This window comes from Methanolobus sp. (assembly GCF_016278385.1).
Taxonomy (GTDB): domain Archaea; phylum Halobacteriota; class Methanosarcinia; order Methanosarcinales; family Methanosarcinaceae; genus Methanolobus.
Map to the genome: position 1 here is coordinate 130,073 of NZ_JADQBY010000014.1, position 23,044 is coordinate 153,116.

18 protein-coding genes and 1 pseudogene are annotated in these 23,044 nt (G+C 39.9%); 2 read left to right on the top strand and 17 right to left on the bottom strand.

Features of this window, described 5'->3' with window-relative positions; translation table 11 throughout:
* The first annotated feature begins 242 nt into the window (after positions 1 to 242).
* Positions 243 to 3,548 (top strand): annotated as a pseudogene (locus QZZ23_RS06705) (lectin like domain-containing protein).
* A gap of 73 nt (positions 3,549 to 3,621) precedes the next feature.
* Here QZZ23_RS06705 and QZZ23_RS06715 read toward each other — a convergent pair.
* The 5 genes from QZZ23_RS06715 to QZZ23_RS06735 form a co-directional block, all read right to left on the bottom strand.
* Entirely contained in the window at positions 3,622 to 4,935 is a 1,314-nt protein-coding gene (locus QZZ23_RS06715; RefSeq protein ID WP_292468048.1) for a hypothetical protein, read from the bottom strand.
* 83 nt (positions 4,936 to 5,018) lie between these two features.
* Positions 5,019 to 6,140 carry an ABC transporter ATP-binding protein gene (locus tag QZZ23_RS06720; RefSeq protein WP_292468050.1) on the bottom strand — a complete coding sequence of 374 codons (1,122 nt, stop codon included), beginning with the start codon at positions 6,138 to 6,140 and terminating at the stop codon, positions 5,019 to 5,021.
* A 9-nt stretch (positions 6,141 to 6,149) separates the two neighbouring features.
* Positions 6,150 to 6,818, bottom strand: coding sequence for a molybdate ABC transporter permease subunit (gene modB / locus QZZ23_RS06725; RefSeq protein WP_292468052.1), 669 nt, complete (start codon positions 6,816 to 6,818; stop codon positions 6,150 to 6,152).
* Positions 6,819 to 6,835: 17 nt separating this feature from the next.
* Positions 6,836 to 7,642 (bottom strand): molybdate ABC transporter substrate-binding protein, encoded by an 807-nt coding sequence (gene modA / locus QZZ23_RS06730; protein ID WP_292468055.1) that lies wholly within the window; start codon positions 7,640 to 7,642, stop codon positions 6,836 to 6,838.
* A gap of 224 nt (positions 7,643 to 7,866) precedes the next feature.
* Positions 7,867 to 8,298: a peptidylprolyl isomerase gene (locus tag QZZ23_RS06735; RefSeq protein WP_292468057.1), complete on the bottom strand. Its 432-nt coding sequence runs from the start codon at positions 8,296 to 8,298 to the stop codon at positions 7,867 to 7,869.
* A gap of 207 nt (positions 8,299 to 8,505) precedes the next feature.
* On the opposite strand from QZZ23_RS06735, the gene QZZ23_RS06740 reads away from it, so the two are divergent.
* On the top strand, positions 8,506 to 14,460 hold the full coding sequence (locus tag QZZ23_RS06740) for a VWA domain-containing protein (RefSeq protein ID WP_292468060.1): 5,955 nt from the start codon (positions 8,506 to 8,508) through the stop codon (positions 14,458 to 14,460).
* Positions 14,461 to 14,930: 470 nt separating this feature from the next.
* Here QZZ23_RS06740 and QZZ23_RS06745 read toward each other — a convergent pair whose 3' ends face one another.
* The 12 genes from QZZ23_RS06745 to QZZ23_RS06800 form a co-directional block, all read right to left on the bottom strand.
* On the bottom strand, positions 14,931 to 15,671 hold the full coding sequence (locus QZZ23_RS06745) for a hypothetical protein (RefSeq protein ID WP_292468063.1): 741 nt from the start codon (positions 15,669 to 15,671) through the stop codon (positions 14,931 to 14,933).
* The gene (locus tag QZZ23_RS06750) at positions 15,655 to 16,098 is read right to left on the bottom strand and encodes a hypothetical protein (protein ID WP_292468065.1); all 444 of its coding nucleotides are present in this window, start codon (positions 16,096 to 16,098) and stop codon (positions 15,655 to 15,657) included. Before QZZ23_RS06750 ends, QZZ23_RS06745 begins: the two co-directional genes overlap by 17 nt.
* Positions 16,095 to 16,562 (bottom strand): hypothetical protein, encoded by a 468-nt coding sequence (locus tag QZZ23_RS06755; RefSeq protein WP_292468067.1) that lies wholly within the window; start codon positions 16,560 to 16,562, stop codon positions 16,095 to 16,097. Before QZZ23_RS06755 ends, QZZ23_RS06750 begins: the two co-directional genes overlap by 4 nt.
* On the bottom strand, positions 16,550 to 17,068 hold the full coding sequence (locus QZZ23_RS06760) for a hypothetical protein (protein WP_292468069.1): 519 nt from the start codon (positions 17,066 to 17,068) through the stop codon (positions 16,550 to 16,552). Before QZZ23_RS06760 ends, QZZ23_RS06755 begins: the two co-directional genes overlap by 13 nt.
* Positions 17,065 to 18,042, bottom strand: a complete 978-nt coding sequence (locus tag QZZ23_RS06765) for a hypothetical protein (RefSeq protein ID WP_292468071.1) — start codon at positions 18,040 to 18,042, stop codon at positions 17,065 to 17,067. Before QZZ23_RS06765 ends, QZZ23_RS06760 begins: the two co-directional genes overlap by 4 nt.
* 179 nt (positions 18,043 to 18,221) lie before the next feature.
* Positions 18,222 to 19,706: a hypothetical protein gene (locus tag QZZ23_RS06770; protein ID WP_292468073.1), complete on the bottom strand. Its 1,485-nt coding sequence runs from the start codon at positions 19,704 to 19,706 to the stop codon at positions 18,222 to 18,224.
* Between the two features lie 23 nt (positions 19,707 to 19,729).
* Positions 19,730 to 20,512 carry a hypothetical protein gene (locus QZZ23_RS06775; RefSeq protein WP_292468076.1) on the bottom strand — a complete coding sequence of 261 codons (783 nt, stop codon included), beginning with the start codon at positions 20,510 to 20,512 and terminating at the stop codon, positions 19,730 to 19,732.
* A gap of 15 nt (positions 20,513 to 20,527) precedes the next feature.
* A complete protein-coding gene (locus tag QZZ23_RS06780) occupies positions 20,528 to 21,007 on the bottom strand; it encodes a hypothetical protein (RefSeq protein ID WP_292468078.1) in 480 nt (159 codons plus the stop codon).
* Entirely contained in the window at positions 21,004 to 21,873 is an 870-nt protein-coding gene (locus tag QZZ23_RS06785; protein ID WP_292468081.1) for a hypothetical protein, read from the bottom strand. The genes QZZ23_RS06780 and QZZ23_RS06785 overlap by 4 nt, the downstream gene beginning before the upstream one ends.
* Positions 21,870 to 22,307: a hypothetical protein gene (locus QZZ23_RS06790; RefSeq protein ID WP_292468083.1), complete on the bottom strand. Its 438-nt coding sequence runs from the start codon at positions 22,305 to 22,307 to the stop codon at positions 21,870 to 21,872. The genes QZZ23_RS06785 and QZZ23_RS06790 overlap by 4 nt, the downstream gene beginning before the upstream one ends.
* A gap of 3 nt (positions 22,308 to 22,310) precedes the next feature.
* Positions 22,311 to 22,478, bottom strand: a complete 168-nt coding sequence (locus tag QZZ23_RS06795; protein ID WP_292468084.1) for a hypothetical protein — start codon at positions 22,476 to 22,478, stop codon at positions 22,311 to 22,313.
* Positions 22,479 to 22,485: 7 nt separating this feature from the next.
* Positions 22,486 to 22,953 carry a hypothetical protein gene (locus QZZ23_RS06800; protein WP_292468087.1) on the bottom strand — a complete coding sequence of 156 codons (468 nt, stop codon included), beginning with the start codon at positions 22,951 to 22,953 and terminating at the stop codon, positions 22,486 to 22,488.
* Positions 22,954 to 23,044: the final 91 nt, after the last annotated feature.

Sequence of the window (23,044 nt, forward strand, 5' to 3'; positions counted from 1 at the left end):
ATCAGGATGAGCTGGAACAGAACCAGAATCCTGCTTATGTAGATACGAACACATTTACTACATCTGTTCTCCTATTATCAGATACTGTGAATGTTTCCTCCTTGAATCTTTTAAATGGTTTGTCTCCATTGGATGAGGGTGAATTTGTACATCCTACCGGACTTATTCCTTCCCCTGTGGATCTTTCCCATCTATCTCCTGTGAATATGCAAGAACTGATGGCAAGTGAAGAATATGGTTTAATGTCTTCAGATATCAGGCTAACTGATGTGGAGGCGTATCCTTCTCGTTATGACCTGCGTGATGTCAATGGTGTCACAGATGTGAGGGATCAGGGTCAGGCCGGCAGTTGCTGGGCTCACTCCACAATTGCTTCTCTGGAGTCCTATCTTCTTCACAACAGATTTGAAATATGGGACTTTTCCGAAAACAATGTAAAGAATACTATGGTGTACTCCAGTCAGGATGGTTTTGACCGGACTCATGATAATGGAGGAAACAACCTGATAACAGCTGCCTATCTTACAAGATGGGATGGTCCGATAGCTGAATCCGATGATCCATATAATGATCTTTCAGGTGTATCTCCTTCTAATAACACAGTGGCAAAACATGTTCAGGAGATACAGATTCTTCCCGGTGTCAATCATTCTGACAATCTCTTCAAATTGATAATCACTAACGGTGGTGCTATCTCAGTATCCATGTGGTCTGATAACTCATATTTCAATTCAGAGAACAATACCTACTATTACTATGATGAGGCAAGGGGTACAAATCACGCTGTAACTTTAGTGGGCTGGGATGATAATTTCGACAGACATAATTTCACTCCGGCAGCTCCAGGTAATGGAGCTTTTATTGTCAAGAATTCCTGGGGTACCAATTGGGGTGAAGATGGATATTTTTACATATCATATTATGACAATGCTACTGGATTTGATATAGGATTGTTTGGGTTGGGTACTAAGCCGTATGCACGTAATTTCTTGTTCACAGCAGAAAATGTCAGCAATTATGATCACATCTACCAGTATGATCCACTTGGGTGGTGCTACTATTTTGGGTACAACAATAGTACTGCCTATGGGGCAAATGTGTTCACTGCAACAACAAATGAGACATTGGAAGCAGTGAGTTTCTATACTGTGGACTCAAATTCATTTTACAACATCTCTGTATATATGGATCCCGAATCCGGTCCTGTTAATAGTTCAGGTCCGATTTCTTTAAAGAATGGTACTATCCCTCTGGCTGGTTATCATACAATTGATCTTGATAACAATGTTTTACTCAGGACAGGACAGAATTTCTCCGTGGTAGTAGAATTTACGACTCCTACTTACAATTATCCAATTGCTATCGAAGCACCAATATCAGGTTACAGCAGTAATGCACATGCAGAACCCGGCCAGAGTTACATAAGTCACAATGGAACCGAATGGGAAGACATAAACGTATACGATGCAAATGTATGCATCAAAGCATTCACAACAGAAGAAAAAGAACCTGAAGCAGCATTTGTTGCAGGTACTAAGTATGTCCATGTCAACGAATCCGTAGACTTCCACGATGCAAGTCTCTTTTCCCCGACTATATGGGAATGGGATTTCGGAGATAATTCCACATCATCAGCTCAGAATCCTCTGCATACTTATGCAAATACAGGAGTTTATAATGTTTCTCTCAATGTAACGAACTCTGCAGGAAGCAATACTTCTGTAAGTGCTTCTTTCATCCATGTTCTCAATTCAACAATTGTTGTCAATGGTAGTGGTAGTGCTGATTTCGCAACGATTCGCGAAGCAATTGGTGCTGTATCAGATGGTGATACAATCGTTATTGAACCCGGGACATATACTGAGAACCTGTATTTGAAAACAGAACACATTAGTCTTATATCATCTACTGGTAACCCTGCAGATGTCAGAATTGTTTCAGCGGATTCAGATGATATTATCATTTATGTCGTGGCAGATAACGTTACTATTTCAGGTGTCACTGCTGCAGATGGCTATATAGGAATTGTTTCTACTTCAAGTGGATGTAACATAAGCAATTGCTATGCTTCTGGAAATCTCTTTGGTCTCTATCTCTATAATTCTCAGGATACTATAGTTTCAAACTGTACTTTGAGTGAGAATGAATACGGGTTGCGTTTACGAAACTCGGTGAATAATATCCTGAATAACAATTCAATGGAAAACAACACTTACAATTCGTATTTCGATTCAAATCCCAATGTTGTGGGAATGAGTAATCTGGTTGAAGGGAAGCCTATATATTATCTTGTGAACAGTTCGGATCAGGTAATTAATGCAAGTACCAATGCTGGTCTTGTTCATCTGATCAATTGTTCGAACATAACAGTAGAGGATTTGGAAATAGAGAATAACTACTATGGGTTGAGTCTCTACGACAGCAACAACGTCACAATCTCAAATTGTACGTCCACAGAAAATAAATATGGTCTCTATTTTGACTCATCAGTTAATAGTACGGTTCACAGTTGCAATATAAGTGATATTTTGTCTTATGGTATCTTACTTAAGGATTGTAACGACAACCTGATCTAAAACAATTATTTCAATAGCAGCAATAATGTCTATGTATCGGGGGACGGTTCCAACGATTGGAATATTTCAATGATTGCTGGCATTAATATTATCAACGGAACTTACGTTGGGGGAAATTTCTGGGCAACCCCATCCGGTACTGGCTGGAGTGAGACTCATTATTCAATTGGAAATGGTTTCTGCCAGCCCTATGAACTGAGAAATGATGTAAATAATACCGATTTTCTCCCGCTGACAAGTAATGATGAACAACCAGAAGAAGTTGTTGCAAGTCGTTCCCAGAACGGCAACGATGGTATACATGTCAGGATTCCAACCAGCACATCTTCTCCATCAAATATCGCTGCAATGGATTCAAGTGTCCGGGTTGTAGGTAGGGATGCTGAAATACAGTATGTTTTCACAGATGGAAGTACACCGGTCACTGACATCAGTTTTGAAGCAGATACCAATGTAGGGTATGTCATGGCAACTGTCAACCTTTTGAATGACCTGCCTGAAAATGCTCCTGTTTCCACTTCATTCAGAGTATACCAGATTATGGATATTGTTCTTGGTGGTGATGCATTCTCATCAGGAGTAGGTGAAGCGACTATAGGATTCTCAGTCTCAAAGGAATGGCTTGGATCAAATGGTTTTGATGAATCTGATATTCATATGGAGCATTTCTCCGAAGGCGAGTGGAATAGGCTTCCAACTGTTGTGACAGGTGAAGATGAAGATAACTTCCACTTTGAAGCAATAACCACTGGTTTTTCACCATTTATTATATGTGCTGATGTTCCAGGAGAAGAGCCTGTAAATGCTGGTTCGTCTATGAACAACATCGATGATGGAACATTTCCTTCAAGTACAGAATCAGAAGTTTCGGCTGGTTCAGAGGATGACTCCTTTAATCTTACTCTTGTTTTGTCCGTTCTGGTTCTAATTGGGGTTTTGGGCTCAGTTTATTGGATGAAGAAGTCAAAATAATAATTTGTCTTCTTCTTTTCCTTTACTTTTCCTGAACTGAAAAACAGTATGTGAAGATTTCAAACAGTTCAGGTCAAAGAGATTCTGGTAAAGAATCATAATTAATCTCTGAATCACTACCAAAAACATGCTTTATATCTGCAAGAAGGACTGATCTTGCTCTTTCAATTTCTTCTTCCAGGCTGTTCAGATGTTTTCTTTCTGAATCAATATCGCTGTTTGCAGAACTGGCATGATTCTGATGCGCTTCGATTTCTCTCTCTATCTTTTCTCTTTCCTGGTAAATACTAAGGCTGTTCAATTCCTCTATCAGCTTCTCTCTTTCCGCAAGATAACTTTTTCTCTGTTCTACAAGTGCAGATATTATTTTCTTATCATTCACAACCTGTATCTGTTTCAGGGCCTTGTCACACATCTGGTCCTTCAGTCCAAGTTCTCCGCTTTCTATCCTGCCTGTAAGTTCTGAGAGAAAATGACTAAGGTCATATTCAATTGCAGAAGCAGGATCCTCATTTATGGTTTTGAGTGTCTCCCTGTTCTCAGGCGAGAGCACGCATCTCTCATTCTCATCCTGTTTTTCCATTCTGGAAATAGCTTTTGAAAGGGGTGTGAAGAGTCTTCTTGCTTCAGAACCTACATCCGCGATATTTGTATCAAGAAGTCTAATCTCAGTTTCTAGTTGCTTTGCTCTTTCGAATTCACTGCCATTTTCAAGTTCTGTCCGCTTTGAATCATGTTCAGAAAGTTTACTTTTAACAGATTCGTACTTTACGTCCAGATCTACTATCTTTTTAGTGCTCTGTTCTATTTCCCTGTTGACCCGTTCTATAATATCTATTTCTCCTGCAATCTTTTGTAACTCATTTATCCTTCCATTACCTTCTATTATTGAGGAATAGAGTTCGTCAAGCGAGTCTTCAAGATCTGCCAGCCCCTGGTTTATTTTCTGGTGTTCCCGGGGGTAAAGTGCCTTTATGTAGAGCAGACTTTTGCGGGTATTATCCAGAACGTTCTTCATAGTTGATTTTGCATCAGTGTAGAATTCTGAAGCTGTTGCAGGCGATGTATTTCCCGGAACCTTCAGTTTATCATCAATGAGTTTCAGGTTATTGGCCACATTATCCCTGTTTGAGTCACCAAGCTTTTCTCCTCTTTTGCTTGCCCCCTCAATAGCTTCTGCTGCCAGCAGTTCTTTTTTTAATATTTCCAGTTCTCTGAGTGCCTGTCTGATACCCTCATATTTATCTTTTACAACAGGTCTGAGCACAGTCTCCTGTCGTTTTATTTCATCTTTGACAGTACCCGGCAGCTTTTCAAAATCAAAAACAGCTGAACGGGTTTCTTCTATTTCCTGCTTTTTGCCAAAAAGCCTTTCAATAAGCTTCATCTCTTCTACTAAATGATGCAATCTAACTTTATATGATTTTTGGACAGTATTTTTTGTTAAATTAATGCAGTCCGGGAAAATGCTTAAAAAATGACTATCCTGCTCTTTTCGATCATGGCCAGGCACTTGTCACCGGCTTTAAGATCCACATCCTCAAATAACTGGTTTGCAATCTCAGCGATAAGCAGGTTTTCGTGTTCTTCTATCTCAAGGGCCAAAACCCTGCTGGCTCCCTTGTTCACAACACTCTTTACACATGCTTGGTATGTATTTTCTCCACTCTCTAAACTATCGGAAAGAGGTAATATGCGCAGATTCTCAGGTCGGATTCCCCATGTTATCCTCTCTGATATATTACAATCAAAATCCGGCTTATTTGCGGTTACCTGCAGGTTTCCGCATTTGAGTGTTAGTGTGCCGGGTGTATTTTCTTCATTTACCACGGTGTCTTCAAAGATATTTGAAAGTCCCACAAGCTCAGCAACATGCCTGTTTTTAGGGTGATAAAACACTTCTTCAGGAGTTCCTGTTTGCTGTACACGTCCTTCATGGAATATGATAACCTTATCCGCAATTGTGAAAGCTTCTACGTGGTTGTGGGTGATAAAAAGCACAGGTATCTCTAGTTCTCTTTGTATCTCCTTGATCTTCTCCCGGAGTTTCATGCGAACAACCATGTCAAGTGCAGAGAACGGTTCATCCAGCAATAGGATATCTGGTTTAGGGGCAAGGGCTCTTGCAAGAGCAACTCTTTGTTTCTGTCCACCTGAAAGCTGGGAGGGATAATTATTCTCCAGTCCATCTATCTGAAGCATTTGCAACATTTCCCGGATCATTTTCTCCTTTTCTTCCTTATCCCATCCTTTAAGCCCGTAGCCAATGTTCTTATTCACGTCCATATGCGGGAAAAGGGCATAGTTCTGGAACACGTATCCGAGGCTGCGTTGCTGCACAGGAAGATTAATCCTTTTATGACAATCAAAGTACACGTTGTCATTAACGGTTATCTTGCCGCCATTTGGTTCAAGTAGTCCGGATATACATTGCAGAGTTGTTGTCTTTCCGGAGCCGGAACGTCCGAAAAGCACCACCAGTTCATTTCCAACCTCAAATTGGACATCAAGAGTAAAAGTGGCGGCTATACCCCTTTTCTTGTCACTTTTCTTATTGTAATACCGTTTTCTGAAATCGACCTTGATGCCCACAATTACACCTCATATCTTCCAGCTATTGACAAGTTTTGCAGTTATGGCCATGGAGAGCAGGGACATGACTACAAGTATTATCACCAGCATGTTGGCAAGTTCGCTGTTCCCTGCCTGGAATGCGCTATATATTGAAATGGACATTGTGTTTGTTCTTCCGGGAATATTTCCTGCAACCATAAGTGTTGCACCGAATTCACCAACAGCTCTTGCAAAACTCAGGACCGTTCCTGCAAGTATTCCTTTTTTGGCAAGCGGGAGTGTGATGAAAAGTGCAGTTTCAAGTTCCTTTCTTCCAAGGGTGAATGCGGCATATTCAAATTCCCTGTCCACTGCTTCAATGGCGGCAGTAGTTGTTTTCACCATAAGTGGGAGTGATACTACAAAAGCTGCAATGACGGCTGCTTCCCATGTGAAAAGTATGGTCCATCCTGTGAGGTCATATAATATGTTCCCAAGAAATCCGTTCTTTCCCAGTAACACCACCAGAAGATATCCTGTTACAGTTGGTGGGAGTACAAGGGGCAAAGTGACAAGAGAATCTGCGATCAGTTTTCCCCTGAAATCACGTCTTGCGAGAATATATGATATGATTATGCCTATCAATGCCACTACAAAGGTAGATAGGATTGCTATTTTCAGCGTGATTACAAGGGGAAACCAGATCTGGTCAGGCATTGTGTTTTATTTCCTGTTTATGCTGTGAATCCGTATGATTCCAGTATTGTCTTTCCTTCATCGGAAGTAACAAAGTCTACGAATGTTTGTGCTTCATTCTGATGTTCTGATGCTGAAAGCACTGCTATCGGATAATTTATGGGAGTTACTGTAGGTACTGTTGCCTTAATTTCGATGGTGTCAGGTTCTGATGTTGCTGCATCTGTACTGTAGACAAATCCTGCGTCAACCTCTCCTCTTTCAACATATACGAGAACCTGTTTAACATCATCTGCAAGCAATGTCTTTGATTCAAGTTCATCCCATAGGCCTGTTTCTTCAAGTGCTTCCACAGTATATTTTCCAACAGGTGCTGTCTCAGGGTTACCGATGCATATTGTCTCTACTTCTTCTGAGATAAGGTCTTCAGGTGTGCTGATATTCAGTTCACTGTCAACAGGTGTTATCAGAACGACTGTGTTTGCTGCAAAGTCCTTTCTTGAGTCTTCAATGATAAGGGACTGGTTGTTTAATATATCCATGTGACTCTGTGATGCAGATGCAAACACATCGATAGGTGCACCGCCTTCAATTTGCATTCTGAGGGTTCCTGATCCTGCAAAGTTGAAATTGATATCTATTGTCGGATTCTCGTCTTCGAATTGTTCTTCAATATCTGTGAAAGCCTCGGTGAGGCTTGCTGCAGCGGACACTGTTATTATTGTAACTTTTTCCTGCTCTGATTCCATGCCACTATCATTACCGGTGTCTGCACATCCACTTACAAAGAGTACAACTGTAAGTATGGCTGCAATAGTCAGAATGAGTATTTTGCTTTGTACCATAATTATTACCTTTCCATATTTGCTCAGTTGCACTTTGCGGTGAAGGTATGTTCTTCATGCGTTATGTTCAACTAAACATAACGCAACAGTTCCTTCTTTTGATATAAGTATCTTTCCTGGCAGGGATACTGCTAAGTTAAGGAGTATTTCAAATGGATAAACAGATTTGCTTAAAAACAGAAAAAAGCAGCACCAAAGATGCTGCAAAATAAGTTGATGTTGAGTTATTCTTCAACAACAGTCAATTTTTTCATTACGTCTTTTCCCTTGATCTTATTGACGACATCCATGCCCTCAATTACCTGACCAAAGACAGTGTGTACACCATCAAGATGTGGCTGTGGTGAGTGTGTAATGAAGAACTGACTTCCACCGGTATTCTTCCCTGCATGTGCCATTGAAAGTGCGCCCTTACCGTGTTTGCGTGGGTTTCCTTTTGTTTCACACTTTATTGAGTATCCTGGTCCACCGGTTCCATTTCCTGTTGGGCATCCTCCCTGGATCATAAAATTGGGGATTACTCTGTGGAACGTAAGTCCGTCATAGAAGCCTTCCTTTATGAGTTTCTCAAAGTTTGCAACAGTCTTTGGTGCATCCTTTTCGAACAGTTCCAGAGTGATGGTTCCTTTGTCGGTTTCGATGATTGCTTTCTTCATGAATTTCACCTTAATGAGATTTGTTAATGGGTGTGCCGGATTTAAGTGTTTCTGTAAGGTAGCTTAATAATATGGGTTAATTTTATGAGCACATATAGTATAACAACTAATTTATATTTGCACTTATATATCTATTACACATACTATAATGTACGGTATTTAATTTCAATAAACAGGTTGACAATAGGGTGAGCTTGAGGTATCTTCATGAAACTTTTAAAAAAATCAATCAATATCTCTCTAATTCTTCTTTTCTTTTCAATATCGGCCTCAGCGCTGGATGTTGAATTTTTAACAACTGATCTTCAAAGTAACGCAGGTGTTCCTGTTAATATTAGTGTATTAGTTACATACACTGGCAATAGCACTCCTGTCAATAATACGCTGGTGAATTTCACAGCAGACCTGGGAATCCTTAGTCCTTCTTTTAGATACACAAATTCATCAGGTATTGCAGAAGTTTTGCTTAATTCTACTATAGCAGGAACTGCACATCTCAATGCAAGTGCAGGCAGTGCATATAACCTGACAGATGTAACATTTGTTCCACTGGAAATTACGTCCTTGCCTGCTGAATCCAATTATTCTGTCAATGCTGCAGGCAACCTCACCAACATTACATTCTATCCGATTGATATTTTTGGAAATATCAACTCGAGTGAAGCAATCTCTTTAAACATCATCATAAATGACAGGTTTGGAATCCTACTTCATGATATTGATTTATCTGTTACTGTTGGCAATGTCAAACTTTTAGAAGCCAATAAAACAGATTCAAGTCAATCATACATAAACGACTCCGTCAACGGTGCTGTACTGCAGATAAATTCAACAATTGCAGGCAGTATTTACATCAATTCAACTGCAGGGTCTGCTTCAAACAGTACATACCTTCAGATAATTCCTGCTTCCCCGGGTTTGATGAGGGTTTCATATGATGCTGATTATACTGTTAATACAAGTTCAAATGTTAATGTCATTGTTTATGATCAATATTCAAACCCTATCGAAAATGCATATGTTAAATTCAATGCAAGCTCGCCTGCAAATACAAATTATAACAGTCCGATTACATACAATTCCGCTTCCGTAAATGTCAACGGCGGGTTAACTGATGTCGATGGACAGTTACACAATGTTTTTACAACCGATAAGAGATCAGGTGACAACATAGTAAGTATAGGTGTGGCAAACAGTTCATTTCAACATAATATCACAATAACCGGTATTGCAGATAGTATCGACGAGCTCTTCCTTACTCATTCTCCCGAATATGCTATAGCAAATAATATGGACTACTATACTTTGTCAGCCCGTCCTGTAGATCAGTTCAAAAATCCAATATTACCAACCATAAGCAACATCAAAAAGCAGGTACGATTTACATCAAGCAGTGGTTCAGTGTTGGTTCCACTGAACAGTCAGGGAAGCGCAAAAATCAAGGTTGGCCCAACCCCTTATGTGGAATCTCTTTCGATAACAGCTACCTACAGAAATGAGTCCGGATATACTAGCTTCACCAACAGCACCGAATTAAATTTTACAGCAGATGAGCTGGATTCGCTGGATCTTTACGCAGTTCCTAATATGGTACTGGATTATACTCAAAATGGAAACCACAACTCAACTATCACTTTAGTTGCTCTGGACCAGTGGGGACATTCATTACCAGATATCCCTGTGACTCTTAATAACACCAATACAACAGTTGGAACATTGAGAGTAGATGGTATCGGTTTAACTGATTACATCAATGCCAGTACTGATTCAGACGGTAGATTATATGCTACATTTACCGGTAATATCTCAGGAAATTCAAGCATTATAGCTACAAGTGGTAATTTCAGTCTATTAACGAATGTCACTGTCAAAGACGAACCTTTTCTGAGTATATCGATTACTGTAGACCCACCTTCGGTAGACAGTGGATCACTTGTAAATGTAACGACAGTAATCTCTGTTGAAGGTGAACTTCCGATTGTAAGGCCAGCTGCAAGTGCTATGCTTGTCCTTGACAGATCAGGTAGTATGGATCCTGACTACTATGCAGGCAATCCTCTTGATGTTGTTCTTGTGATGGACCGCTCAGGAAGTATGTCAGGAACGCCAATTGCAGATGCAAAAATAGCAGCAAAAGAATTTGTAGACCACCTTGCTTCTAACGCAGAGGTCGGTCTTGTTTCATTTGCAGGCACTAGTTCTACGGATTTGGGTCTTACTCACCTGGACTCATACACCAACACCAGTCTTGCACACAATGCAATTGATGCTATAGTGGATGGTGGTTCGACTGCAATGGGTGAAGGTATGGGGGATGCAAATGATATGCTTATTAACGATGGCCGTTCAATTGCCAAAAGAGCAATGGTAGTCCTAACAGACGGAAATACTAATGCAGGTGAGGACCAACAGGGTGATAGTGCAATTAATAATGCCTTAGATAATGGAATTGTTATCTACACGATAGGTTTGGGAAATAACCTGGATGAATCTCTTTTAATGCATATAGCCTCAGAAACAGGTGGTAAATATTATAATGCACCAACAAGTTCCGAATTGAAAGGGATATACGCCAGTATTGCTCAGGAATTAAGTGACTATGACGCGGTAGATGTTGAATTTGGTGTGGATGGATTTACTCCTTATGATTATATATTCCATGATTCCCTTGAAATGGATAGTCCTTTAGATGAAGATTCTGTTATTCTTAAATTTGAAGGATATGACTTAGATACTGTTTTTAATGCAGGTTCCCAGTTCGGTGGAGCAAATGCCGGAGAGTGTCTTGTCCAGGTGAACGGGGCTAACTTCACATTAATTCCATCTGTTAACATACCCGCTAATAATGGAAAATGGGTAGAGTACGAATACAACATGAGCGGTTATCTGAATCCAGTTTCAAATAATTTAACATTCTACGAGTACCGTGAGTATCTGAATCTATCTGCCTATGATAATATGGGAAGGAACGTAGGAATTTTCTGGAATAATTATTCGATAGCATCTAATTCAAGTGTTTTTCCTTTGAACGGTGAACCTTATGTTTTCTCCTGGGATCTGCCCAATACAGATTCTTATAACAACACGTTTGTTATCAACGAAACGATAAATGATATTAAGGTCCAGCTTGATTGGGAGGATGATGCTAATGAGCTTCATCTTCAGCTGACAAGTCCTTCAGGGCATGTATATGGTACTCTTAACGATAGTCGTGGATACTATGCAGAGAGCAATACATCCGAGTATATCTGGATTCGTCCGGTGTTCACTACCTATCCAGATGACGATGTAGATGCAGTTGAAATGGGCACCTGGACAGTTGAAGTCATAGGTTTTGGTACAGGTTCAGAGGATTTTGCCATCTCTACATATATAGACAAGAAGAGTGCGACTCAGTTGTCTTCTCATGCATTCACATCCAGTTTCGATGAAACAAGGGGCGACCAGGCAGGACTTGTCCTTTACAGTTTTGAAGACCTGGTATTAAGTAATACTCAAACAAGTTACGTTCTGGATAATAGTACCTGGGTAGGGTATTTTACAGCACAGGAAGATGGTTATTACACTTTTGATATTTCCTGGGATGATGGTTCACTGATGGATGTAAATCTCTATAGTGGTGCAGACATCGTGGCCTCATCAAGCGGAACTTCCTCCTGTGAAGTTTCCAAGACTCTTACAGCAGGGAAGACGTATCATCTGGATATTGTCAAAGGGGATAATTCTCTCACTGATACACAATTCACAATAGAGGATTCAACAACTGTACTGGATAATATCATGGCTGCATATTATGATGCCAGTGGAGACGGTTCTACTCCTAAGTTCCGTACATTGGAAGAAGGTAATTCGTGGTCCGCAGAACAATATGCCAATCACGTAGGTGGATGGCCTTATTATCTGAAACTTGAGTCCAATCCGCTAAATTCTGAGGTAATCATGTGTACCGCAAATGATTTCCTTGACTTGAAGGCACAGGTTTGGGATGCTTCTTCATGGAGTGATGTAGAAGTACTCTCTGAGAATCTGGATTCGAAGCCATATTTAGATGCATCAGTCGATTATTACACAAGAAGTTTTGACATCAAATATGAACAGACATCAGGGGATGCTATCGTTGTTTATATGGATATGAATATAAGCAATTCCACACCTCTGTACAGAGTCTGGGATGGTTCTATATGGAGTTCCGCTACTGCAGTAGAAGGTTTCAGTCCAACAGGAAATGGTAGTATTGAATGGATCCAGCTTGCTACAGATCCGGAGTCTGATGATATGGTTCTTATGACACTTGATGATGCAGGACATCTTTATGGTAGTGTGTGGGATGGTTCTTCCTGGGATGAATTTGAAGAACTATCAATCAATGCAGGCATGGACGGCTATCAGTGCTTTGATGTGGTGTATGAGCACGACTCTGGAAGGGCAATGGTTTCATGGTATGACCAGTCCGGTTCTGTAAAATACCGTATTTGGAATGGCTTAAATCTATGGATGCCTGTAAAGACACTTTATTCTTCTACTGAACATGTGTATTGGATAAAGATGGCAAGCAACCCGAATTCAGATGAAATTCTCTTGGCAACACAGGATGAATATAAAGATGTTCATGTAACCGTATGGGATGGCTTGTCATGGGAAGTGCCACTCGAAGTTGAACTCAATGTTTATGAACTTAACAGAAGATCCGTAGATGTTGCTTTTGAAGCCTCCGGTGGTGAAGGTATAGTTGTATGGGGTGATAATTCATACATATCCAAGTATCGTACATGGGACGGTTCAGCATGGAGTAGTGAGTTCTCAGCAAACAATCTTGGAAGCGGTTATACGCGCTGGGTGCAGCTAACGTCGATACCTGAAACCGATGAGATTTTCCTTATGACCTCAGATGGTGGTCATGATATTAATGTCCAGAAATGGAATGGTTCTTCGTGGGTATACATTTATGAAATGGAAGCCTCATCCACAAGGCTATTTGAATGCTTTGATCTGGTAATTGATGACAAGGAAAATATTGTTGAGGATACTCCTGTTGTATGGAACGAGTGGACAGCCAGTGCGGAATCAACTTTCAACAATGACTCACTCACTCATCTTGAAAGCGTAATAGACACGATGAATGCAGACGGTTTAACTGCAATTGATGAAGGTTTGTTTGTTGCCAACAACGAACTTTCCTCAGTGGAAGGTAACTCTACAATTGTTATAATGTCAGACGGACTGGATAATGCAGGTTATCATTCCTTGCTGGAAGAAGCATATAGAGCAAGGGACAACAATTCCGTGATTTATACAGTAGGATTCGGTAATGATGAATCTGAAGTAGATCCTATGCTGGAAGAAATTGCAATCATAACCGGTGGAGAATACTATTTTGCACCTAACTCCAGTGTCCTGAAAGACATTTTCAGGGGAATTGCAGCCCAGATCACCAATTTCTCGACAAGTGGTACTGCAATGAACATTGACATCCCTTACAACTATGTCACTCCACTATCTGTTGCAAAGACTACTTATATCTCAGGAAGCAGCAATTCCACAATTGGTAACGAGTCTTATTTTGAAGTTCCAAAGGCACCTTCTACAGGTAATGCTGAACCTTCTATCACGTCACTAAGTGATAGAACAAGGCTTCAGTGGTATTTGCCAAACATGGATTCCGGTGATAAATGGGGTGTATGGTACCAGTTGAGGATAGAAGGTGTAGGCTATATACCCGTTATTATGCCAACATCCTCAGTAACATATACTGATCTAAGTTCTGAAGTAGTCAATGTTATCATACCTGCATCAGGTGGTACAAGTGTAGGTGGTGGTTTTGGGAACATCAGTTCCTATTTGCTAGGTACTTTTAACATGGCTCCTGACAGGTCTATAGTATTTGTTGACAATACTACAAGTATACAGTTGTCAGTCAAGGATACAAATGGGGATAATAGTGCTGCTTATGTGCACCTTTATACTGATGTTGGATATTTTGGAAATTATGAGAATCCTATCAATGTGACAGTTGTAGGGTCTGACAATGTTGACTTCACAAGTGCTGTTGCCAGCAAAGCCCATATAACAGCTTATGCATACAATCTTAATAATGCAAGTGATGTTATTGGGGCTTGGGACATGATTGCTGTCAGGCCAATGGGAAGAATAACTATCAGCTAAGAACAGATGCTTCGGGCTATGTTCGAAGCATTGATTTTTCCTTTTTTGATTAGAATTTGTTTTATCAGGTCCTTCTTTTTTGTTTTATCTTTATATTGAAAAAGAGATTGTAGGCGTCTTATAGAATATTTGACATAAGCTCTGATATGTATCTTTATATGGTGTGGCCTTACATGAAATAATTGTTCAATGAATTGAACCGCCGGTAAAAGCTATGAATGCAGACTAGCTATGTATAATTTTCACATAAATGGAAGTGTGCGCCTTGTTTTAGGAAGCACTCTTCATATTTGACTTATTGAGATGAAGGGATCTTAGCAGATCCACTATCATTTATTTGTAAAACACGAAATGCAGGGCATTTTATGTTGTTTGCAAATCCCTATTTAGTTCCGGTGTTAATACCGGTCATTCAGAAATAATAAAAAAGAGAAACACCTATTGATATGTTTATCAATGGATTATTTATTTTAGTCAATATCTACATCTACAATATGCCTGCTAAGAATCAACATTGTGTTGTTCTTCTGAGCAGTGACAGATGATCCATTAGAAGGGGATATTATTGTAAAGCCAGCTTCTTCTAAGTACTGCTCCCATTTAGGGGCATTGATACTGTTAATCTCGACCTCAACATATGGAACAGTGCCAGTACTCTTTTCCAGAGAACTCGAGTTATGTTTTAAGGTAAGTGTGGTTATTCCCTTTCCTGATACGTAGGAGTATCCATTAACTGAGATAAGTCCTATGGTGGTTACGTTGGTACCATCAATTTCTGTAATGTATATAGGAGGTTCTGATACCATAACCGTGGCATCACGCTGGTATGTTTTAAAGACCCCTCCCATCTCATAAGCAATGGTCTTACCATCTTTTTCAAAGACTATTTCTCCAGTGGGTATAAGCAACGGCGGATTGATGCCATCATCGATAGTGATGGATGATTCGTTACTTACTGAAACTGAAGAGCTCATAAGATTGATCTTGAGCTCCTTTACAGGTGTCTGGTCAAAAGCGACCCTATTCATATTGCTTTGAAGTACAATGAAACTCTGTTCTGCACTTTCGAATATATTAGCATCGATGTTTGACTGCAATGCCGGGTATCCTATGGCGTAGATAACGCCCATTGAAAGCGTAACGATTGCAAACAGCAGGATGTATCCAAGTGTTTCGGAAACGGCTGCTTCTTTTCTATTTTCTTGATTCATAGCTGATCTTGTGGTTTGTGGAACTGCTTGATGCAGTACCGTTGATCGGCATTGTCGTAGCAATTCCGCCGATTGTTACTCTTACTTTCTTTCCGGATGATGGCGAGATGACCTCAATTATCTGATCAGTAAATGCGACATCCGCATCGATTATGTATGTCTCTCTGCCTGCTTTTGCAGGTATTCTATATTCGGTATCAATGTATCCATTGTCAGGAAGAATGAGGTACATATCAGTAATCATGGTGCTCATCATGTTCCCAACATCGCTCATTTCGCGCTCCATCACAACGTCATTTGGAGTGTCGAGGAAGACTGCATCGGAGTTAATGGTTATTATCATGAAAAAACCAACACAAATAAGAGAGATCAATATGTATTCGATTATAACCGATACTCCCTCTTCGTTTTCAATTAATCTTTTCATTTTGTCACCCTAATAACCTCAGGTTCTGATACGTAATGGGTACTGCCATCGTTATAGGTTAAATTTACAAAAATTACATCTATGTCACTATTATTATTGTAGGTACCATTATTGGAATTGATAGAAACCAACGATATATCAACAGTTTCCCCGTGGGCTGCATAGAGGGTTTCCATCTGTGTGCTGTAATTATCAAACAATTGCTCAAAGATCACAGGTACTGTATTGTTGGTTGAGTTATTTATCTCAAATGAAAGGCTCTTTAATATCTCTGCATTGTCTCTCGTATGAGAATTCAATTCACGGATGTTCTCTTTTGGGAACTCAAGTACAGCATTTGATGAGTGGTATCCTGCTATTAGTGCCTGGTTAGCCAGCGCTGCAAGACCAATGAGTATAAGTGATAAGACCAGCCCGGAAAGAGCTATCCACTGTCCCCTTGTATCTTTTTTCAGACTTTCCATGTTGTCATCCTCACTTCAACCACTTTTATTTCATCATCTGCAAGATTCCACCCGCCACCCATAGTTTTTACAGTCTCGTTCGTGAGTGTTACATAATGCCTGACAACAACTGCATTATCTGCCGGTTGTCCATGAATTATTACTTTTTTAACGGTCAGGTTCCCATTTCGAGTGTAAGCAAAATTCACATTGTATAGTATCTCAGGCATAAGGTTTGAGATACTGTTATCAAGAATCTCCAGATTATTCGTAGGATAACTGGCTTCTGTTGTTGTGTCCCAGCTTGCAACACACTCAGTCAGGTTATTACGAATAATTGATGTTTGAGGTGCAATGTCGATTACCTTTAGTGTATCTGAACCAATTTGTTCCAGTTGAACATCTATTGCCAGTTCATTCTGGGGAGTTACTATCGCAGTACTCTGTGTGATCATAAGCACTGTCATCGTCATTAATATTGCAGCAAGCAGTCCCTCCATGGTATGTAATTGTGCTTTATCGTTCAATTCCACACCTCCACCGTCAGGTAGGCTGGTTCGTAATATGTAGTAAGTACGTCCTGATATTCCGGGACAGGTAATGAAGTTGGTCCAAATTCGATATCCTTAAACTGGAATTCCAGTTGATATGTCTGGCTCCCGGTTAAAATTCCCTGGTATATTACAAATGCGACTACGTCATCGTTGTCTATTTTTCCGGTAGTTCCAATAATTTCGATAGTGCCGTTAGGGGATATTTTATAGGCTAAATAATCAGATACCTCACTAAGGGGTGCCCCATCCAGCCGTAGCTTTTTGAAACCTGGGTCTCCACCAGTTATATTAAAATTACTAATATACAGTGTAACCTCCTCATTCAACGGGCCTGTGATGTCAATTAATGGGTATTCTTCCTGATTAGCAGCCTTCATGGGAAGTTCTTCTCCGCTGAAGTCTGCTATAGTTCCGGTTTCAACTAACACTATGCGTGTAATCTTTGACGTTTCTCTGTCATATGGGACAGTTTCTCCTAAAAGCACAGGAGTGTTATTCAGGACAAGAGGTGCATTATTTTTTGTGATGGATATATTGTATCCATAGGAAAAATGTGTGTTATCCACTTGATTATATAATCCGAGTGTCTCTGTCAGATCATTCTCATTCAGAAGCATCAATTGAGTGGTCTTGTTTTTTGATAGTATGTTGGGACTATTTGTAAGTCTGGAGGTAGGATCATCATCTACGGCAAGTCCGATTCTCTCTATGTTGTCGGTTGGATGTGATTCCCAATCTGTTCCACTACTTGTATTGTTTCCCCACCATCCAGTGTCCTCGACAAGGATAGTGGCTGTACGGTATGCTGTATAATCCAGACTGCCTTCTCTCGCTGATCCGGCCATGGACATGCCCGGAATGAACTGCACAGTGAAAATAAGGGCAATAAGGAATAATGATATCCCTAGTAGAAAGTCGATTGCAATTTGTCCCCTGTCGTCAACCATCTTGTGAATATATAGTATGCTTAATATAAAAACATTTGTTAAAATTGTGTTTATATAGTGTTGCAGATTCTCAATGATTATTCGAATTGTATATCAGCCAAATAATATAATTGAAAAAGTTTAAAAATAAAAGAATGATACACATATAATGGTGCTTTGTGCAAACATACTCATATTCTTTAATTCAAAGTTGCTGTCAGATCATTTCTGCTCACATGCAGATATGTTATACTTCCCGGCATTCCATCATAATATAACGTGATGGTTGATTCATCATAGTCCACAGGATCAGATCCTCCTCCATTGCCGTTTCCTCCGTATCCAGGATGGTTCAGGTTGAACACCACAGATCCGTCCATTGTTATGAGTTTCATGTAGTGCTGGGTAAGATTATAGAGTGATGTCGTATCTCCATCTTCAAAGTTCATATCCGGTCCAGTACCGACAGAACTGCTGTTATTCCAGGAGAAATCACTGCTTTCATCATATTCAAATATGAAAGTCTGGTCTAAAAGTTCAACAACAGATGCTGCATCGTCCTGTGTACCATTGATAAGGAAATATCCTTGTCCATCCCATGTTTCCACACCTCCTCCTGGTGCAATATCTTCATAAAGAACATCCATTAGAAGTTTGTTCTGTCCTCCTTTCTTTTGCAGGGTATAAGTGAGGGACCTTGTGCCGGAACTTGCAGTAATCTTATAATTACTTGGATTGAGTCCGGCATTTCCCCTTGCTTCAAGATCAAAGGAGAAATTGTATATGGGTGCAGGATTATTCTGGTTCACTGCTCCGACTTTAAAATTCTGTTTAAGTGAATCCTTTCCCATGGCAGGAATAACTTCCAGTTCAATGACAGCAGTCTGATTTGCATCATCTGTTGTGGCACTGGCATACGCAAGGGAATTCGCATAATCTGCCCATGCAGTGTAGAATTCACTTTTGATATAGATAATAACTTTATCTGAAGTAAGGGGATTTGTTCTGTTTGCATTTGAACTGGGGTCTGGATAAAGGACAGTAGGCATGTTATCTGAACTGACTGTAACAGCAACATCGGATACACCTGTTGATACGGCATCCCCTTCTATCCTCATTATGGGAAGTGTCAGGGTTTCCCCATTGTAATGTAATTCAGGAGGCGATATCATTATGGATTTTCCGTTAGGGTATTTTGACCATACGCCTCCGCCTTCATATCCGATTATACGGTCCTCATTTGTGAAAACAATACTTCCCATAGATGAATTGAATTCATTCATACCAATATTGGTGACATAACTATCCCATGATTTCCAGTTGTGTTTTTTATCTTCAAAGCCACCACTGCCACTATACCATGGAGCATCAATATCAACTGAGATGACAACAATTTTACTATTCTCATATGAGGTGTTGTCTCCTTTGACTATAATATCTCCATCCATCATTGAAAATGAAGTTGTCTGACTTGGTGATTCTCCAAGTGCGACCTTACTTGTTCTTGAGTCGAATATAGTGAAGGCCTGTTCAACTTTCTGTGCATTCGCCATGTCTTCCATTTTATAGAGAGTAGGAACCCCGTAAAGAAAGATCACACTTATAGATGTAATCGTAAGTGCAAGTATTGCTACCATTCCTATAATCGCCGATACGGCATTTTCAGATTGAATTAACTTTTTCATGCTGGCCACCCATTAACCCTTTTTTATTCCACAGTCACACTCATAGGGGATACTGTTATGAATACATCTATGTTATTCGGGGTGTAATCCTTCTCCATAATAATGGTTTTAGTGCTGTCATTAATGTTTTTGACCTGCATCCCGACTGATTCATTCAGATATTTTTCCCATGCCCTGTAGTACTCGCTGGAAAGTGTTATTTCCACGTTCGATACGTTCTCATACATCTCAACTGAAAGCTGCCCACCATCTGATATAACTCTGATAAGTCCGGAACCTGAGATTGCTCTGGTTCCGGTTATTGTCACTATAGGTATGATCAGGGAATCATCGCCATATGCAAAGATCGGTTCTGATATCATTACAGATTCTCCCATGGGATACTTTGCCCATGCTCCTGTATTCTCATAGGCTATTGAGGTATCTGCATATTCATTTTCTATCATGCGCAATTGTCTTTCAAAAGGAATGATATCCACTGAGGAATCAGTAGCATTCCAGACATCCATGGTGATATTCATGTAGCTGTTCCCACTGACAGAAACGGTACTCCCTCCATACATCTTCAGTTCTACTGATTGTGAAGGGGCTTTACCTGATGCGATCTTATTCATGTTTGGTGTAAGTACCGAAAAACTCTGCTTTATATTCTCAATGTGCCCGGATTCTTTCATATGCTCGACCAGGGGATAACCTGCAAGACCTATGATGCTGATTGCCAGGACCATTATTCCCAGTGTAATGCTAAAGTCCAGTATTTCCGAAACTGCATCATTGGAGTCAAGTAGTTTGTCTCTTCTTTTCATTTTATTCCCTGCTCATCAGGATATGATTATGGCCTCTGCTCCAGGATCGTATCTTATCACAAATTCTGCCTTGGGACTGTGTATTGTAGTTGAAAGAACGACAGTGTTTTCTGCATAATATGGAACTTTTACTATGGTTCCACTTCTTTCTTCTGATATGAACACAATATCCCTGGTGCTATTTACAAACTCCACAGAATATGTTTTTCCTGCGATTTTGTCTGGAAGTGATATCTTATATCGTAACTCTCCAACATCTGACCCGGAATCAACGGCAGTTCCTACCATAGTATCGATAGTTGCAATACGCACTGCAATATCGTTTCCATGTATCTCGAATTCATCACGCATGACTGTTTCTTCAGCTTTGTCCATCAGAGAATAGAACGAGCTAAGCACTGTCATAAGTATAATAACGGTTATTGAAAACGTGAGAATGAATCCTATAGTAATTGAAACTGCACTGTCATCCTCTCTGAAGTTATTTAATTTCATATAACCCTCCCTGGCAAAGAGATTGGTAGGGTGCGGGCAATTTCCATTTCATAGGAATGCATTGTGATAGTAGGGTTTACTACCCAGAGTCTTGCAAATCTGTAATCCTCTCCATTTGTCAGATTACCTGAAAAGGTGCACCATCCGGCTGAATTACTTCCACCTATAACATTTATAGAGTAATTATTTCCTTCAGTATAGGACTGGAATTGGAATGTTGAAACGTCTCCTGTTATGTTGAATGAAGATATACCAGAAGCGGGGAATGAATCTGTATTTAATATTGCTGTAGCATTTGAAACATTAATCTGTATGGTTCCACTTGAATTATAAATTTCAACGGACCATAGCAATCCTGTATTATTAGTTGCTGTTATCAAAAGGCTGTTAGAGCTGTTTTCAAGTGTATTATCATTGATTTCCAGTAGGAACATATCAGTTGTATTGACATTGCTGATAATTGTCCAATTGTCCCGGCCGCTGGCTAAACCGTTCTGGGTGAAATATGGTTCATATCGGGTATTATTGTCAAAATTAAATGTGAATCCTGATATGGCAAAGTTTTTGGAAGCCATTATTTCATAAGATTGAAGTTGATTTTCAAATGTTGTGTTGTTGATACTTCCTGATTCGGTTGCAGCTTTGTAGGCATCTTCATAAGCTTCAGTTGTCATCTGGATTGCATTTGCTATATCATAACGTGAGGTGTCTATGCTTGATTCTGAGGCGATGTTACTGGCATAGATTACATTATTCAGCATGATAGTAAGCACAACTATACCAACTCCTACTGCAAATCCTGCTATCAGGAGCAGTTGTGCACTTTCATCAAGCGATCTTATTCCATCACGTTTCAATATTCTCACATTCTCCAGAGTGTCATCTTGACATTAACTATATTGTAAAAACCAGTACTGTTGTCAGCATCCGGTATGCCTGTATTTATCATGAAAGTTGAAGTGTTCCCTATATCATAGTCTGACAGATACACTTTTTTCGAGATAATAACGGCATTATCCGATGGATCTCCGTTGTAAATGTAAGGCTTTGAAGCCGTAATCCCGTTATCATCGATCCATGTGAAATGGACATTGTGGGCAATTCCTCTTGGAATTGCTATAAATGTAAATATATCTCCCAGGGAGCTGTTTGTAAGGGATATGTTACTTGAGTCCCTTGATTGGTATGCTGTACCGTTCCATACGTATTCTTTTCCATCCCAGTTCATTACATCACTCTTGAGGTCAGAGCCATGGCCATAGCCTGCGTAGGAAAGGGCATTTAGCATATCCTGGCCCAATGTTTACAACTGGGATTCAATATGAGCATTTGCAGTTGATGAGGTAAGTGGTGTAAGGGAGGTTGCTTCCACTGCAAAGACAATGACTCCTATCATTATCATAGAAGCCATAAGTGCTTCCAGTGTATGCATCTGAGCAGATGAATTCATTTTTTTGCAAAATATATTCATGTCTGCATCACCACACCCTGAATGACATCATGACAGTTTCTGTATTGCCTGTTTCCTCATATTTCAGTAACACTACTCTTTTTGTCTGTCCAACATTTACTCCGGATGGTATTACTTTTCCTGCCATGCCAACAACACCACTTTCATTTTCCATTGTGACATTGAGATCATATCTGAGATACGAGCCGGTCAGACCCAGATACGCAATGGTGGCATCGTAGTTTGTATCAAGTTCTGTCAGGAAGTTCTCGACTTTTGTTTCATTGGCCATGTTTGGGACTGTCTCATCTCCCTTGTTGAGAAGTTTCTCCACAAGGACGGTTGCTGTTCTGTCAGCAAGAAGCGTTACTTCGTCAGAGTTTGAACTAAAAGGTGTGAATATTCCTGATGTATAGTTAAATACGAAAACAATTGCAAACAGGAAAATGGTAACGCTGATAAGGTAATCTATGGTTATCTGGCCTTTGGAATTCATAACTCCTCTATATAATATAGCGCTAATTATATTATCTGCTATTATAGTATGTACCCGATATATTATTAGTTTATTGCTCATTGTGAATGTT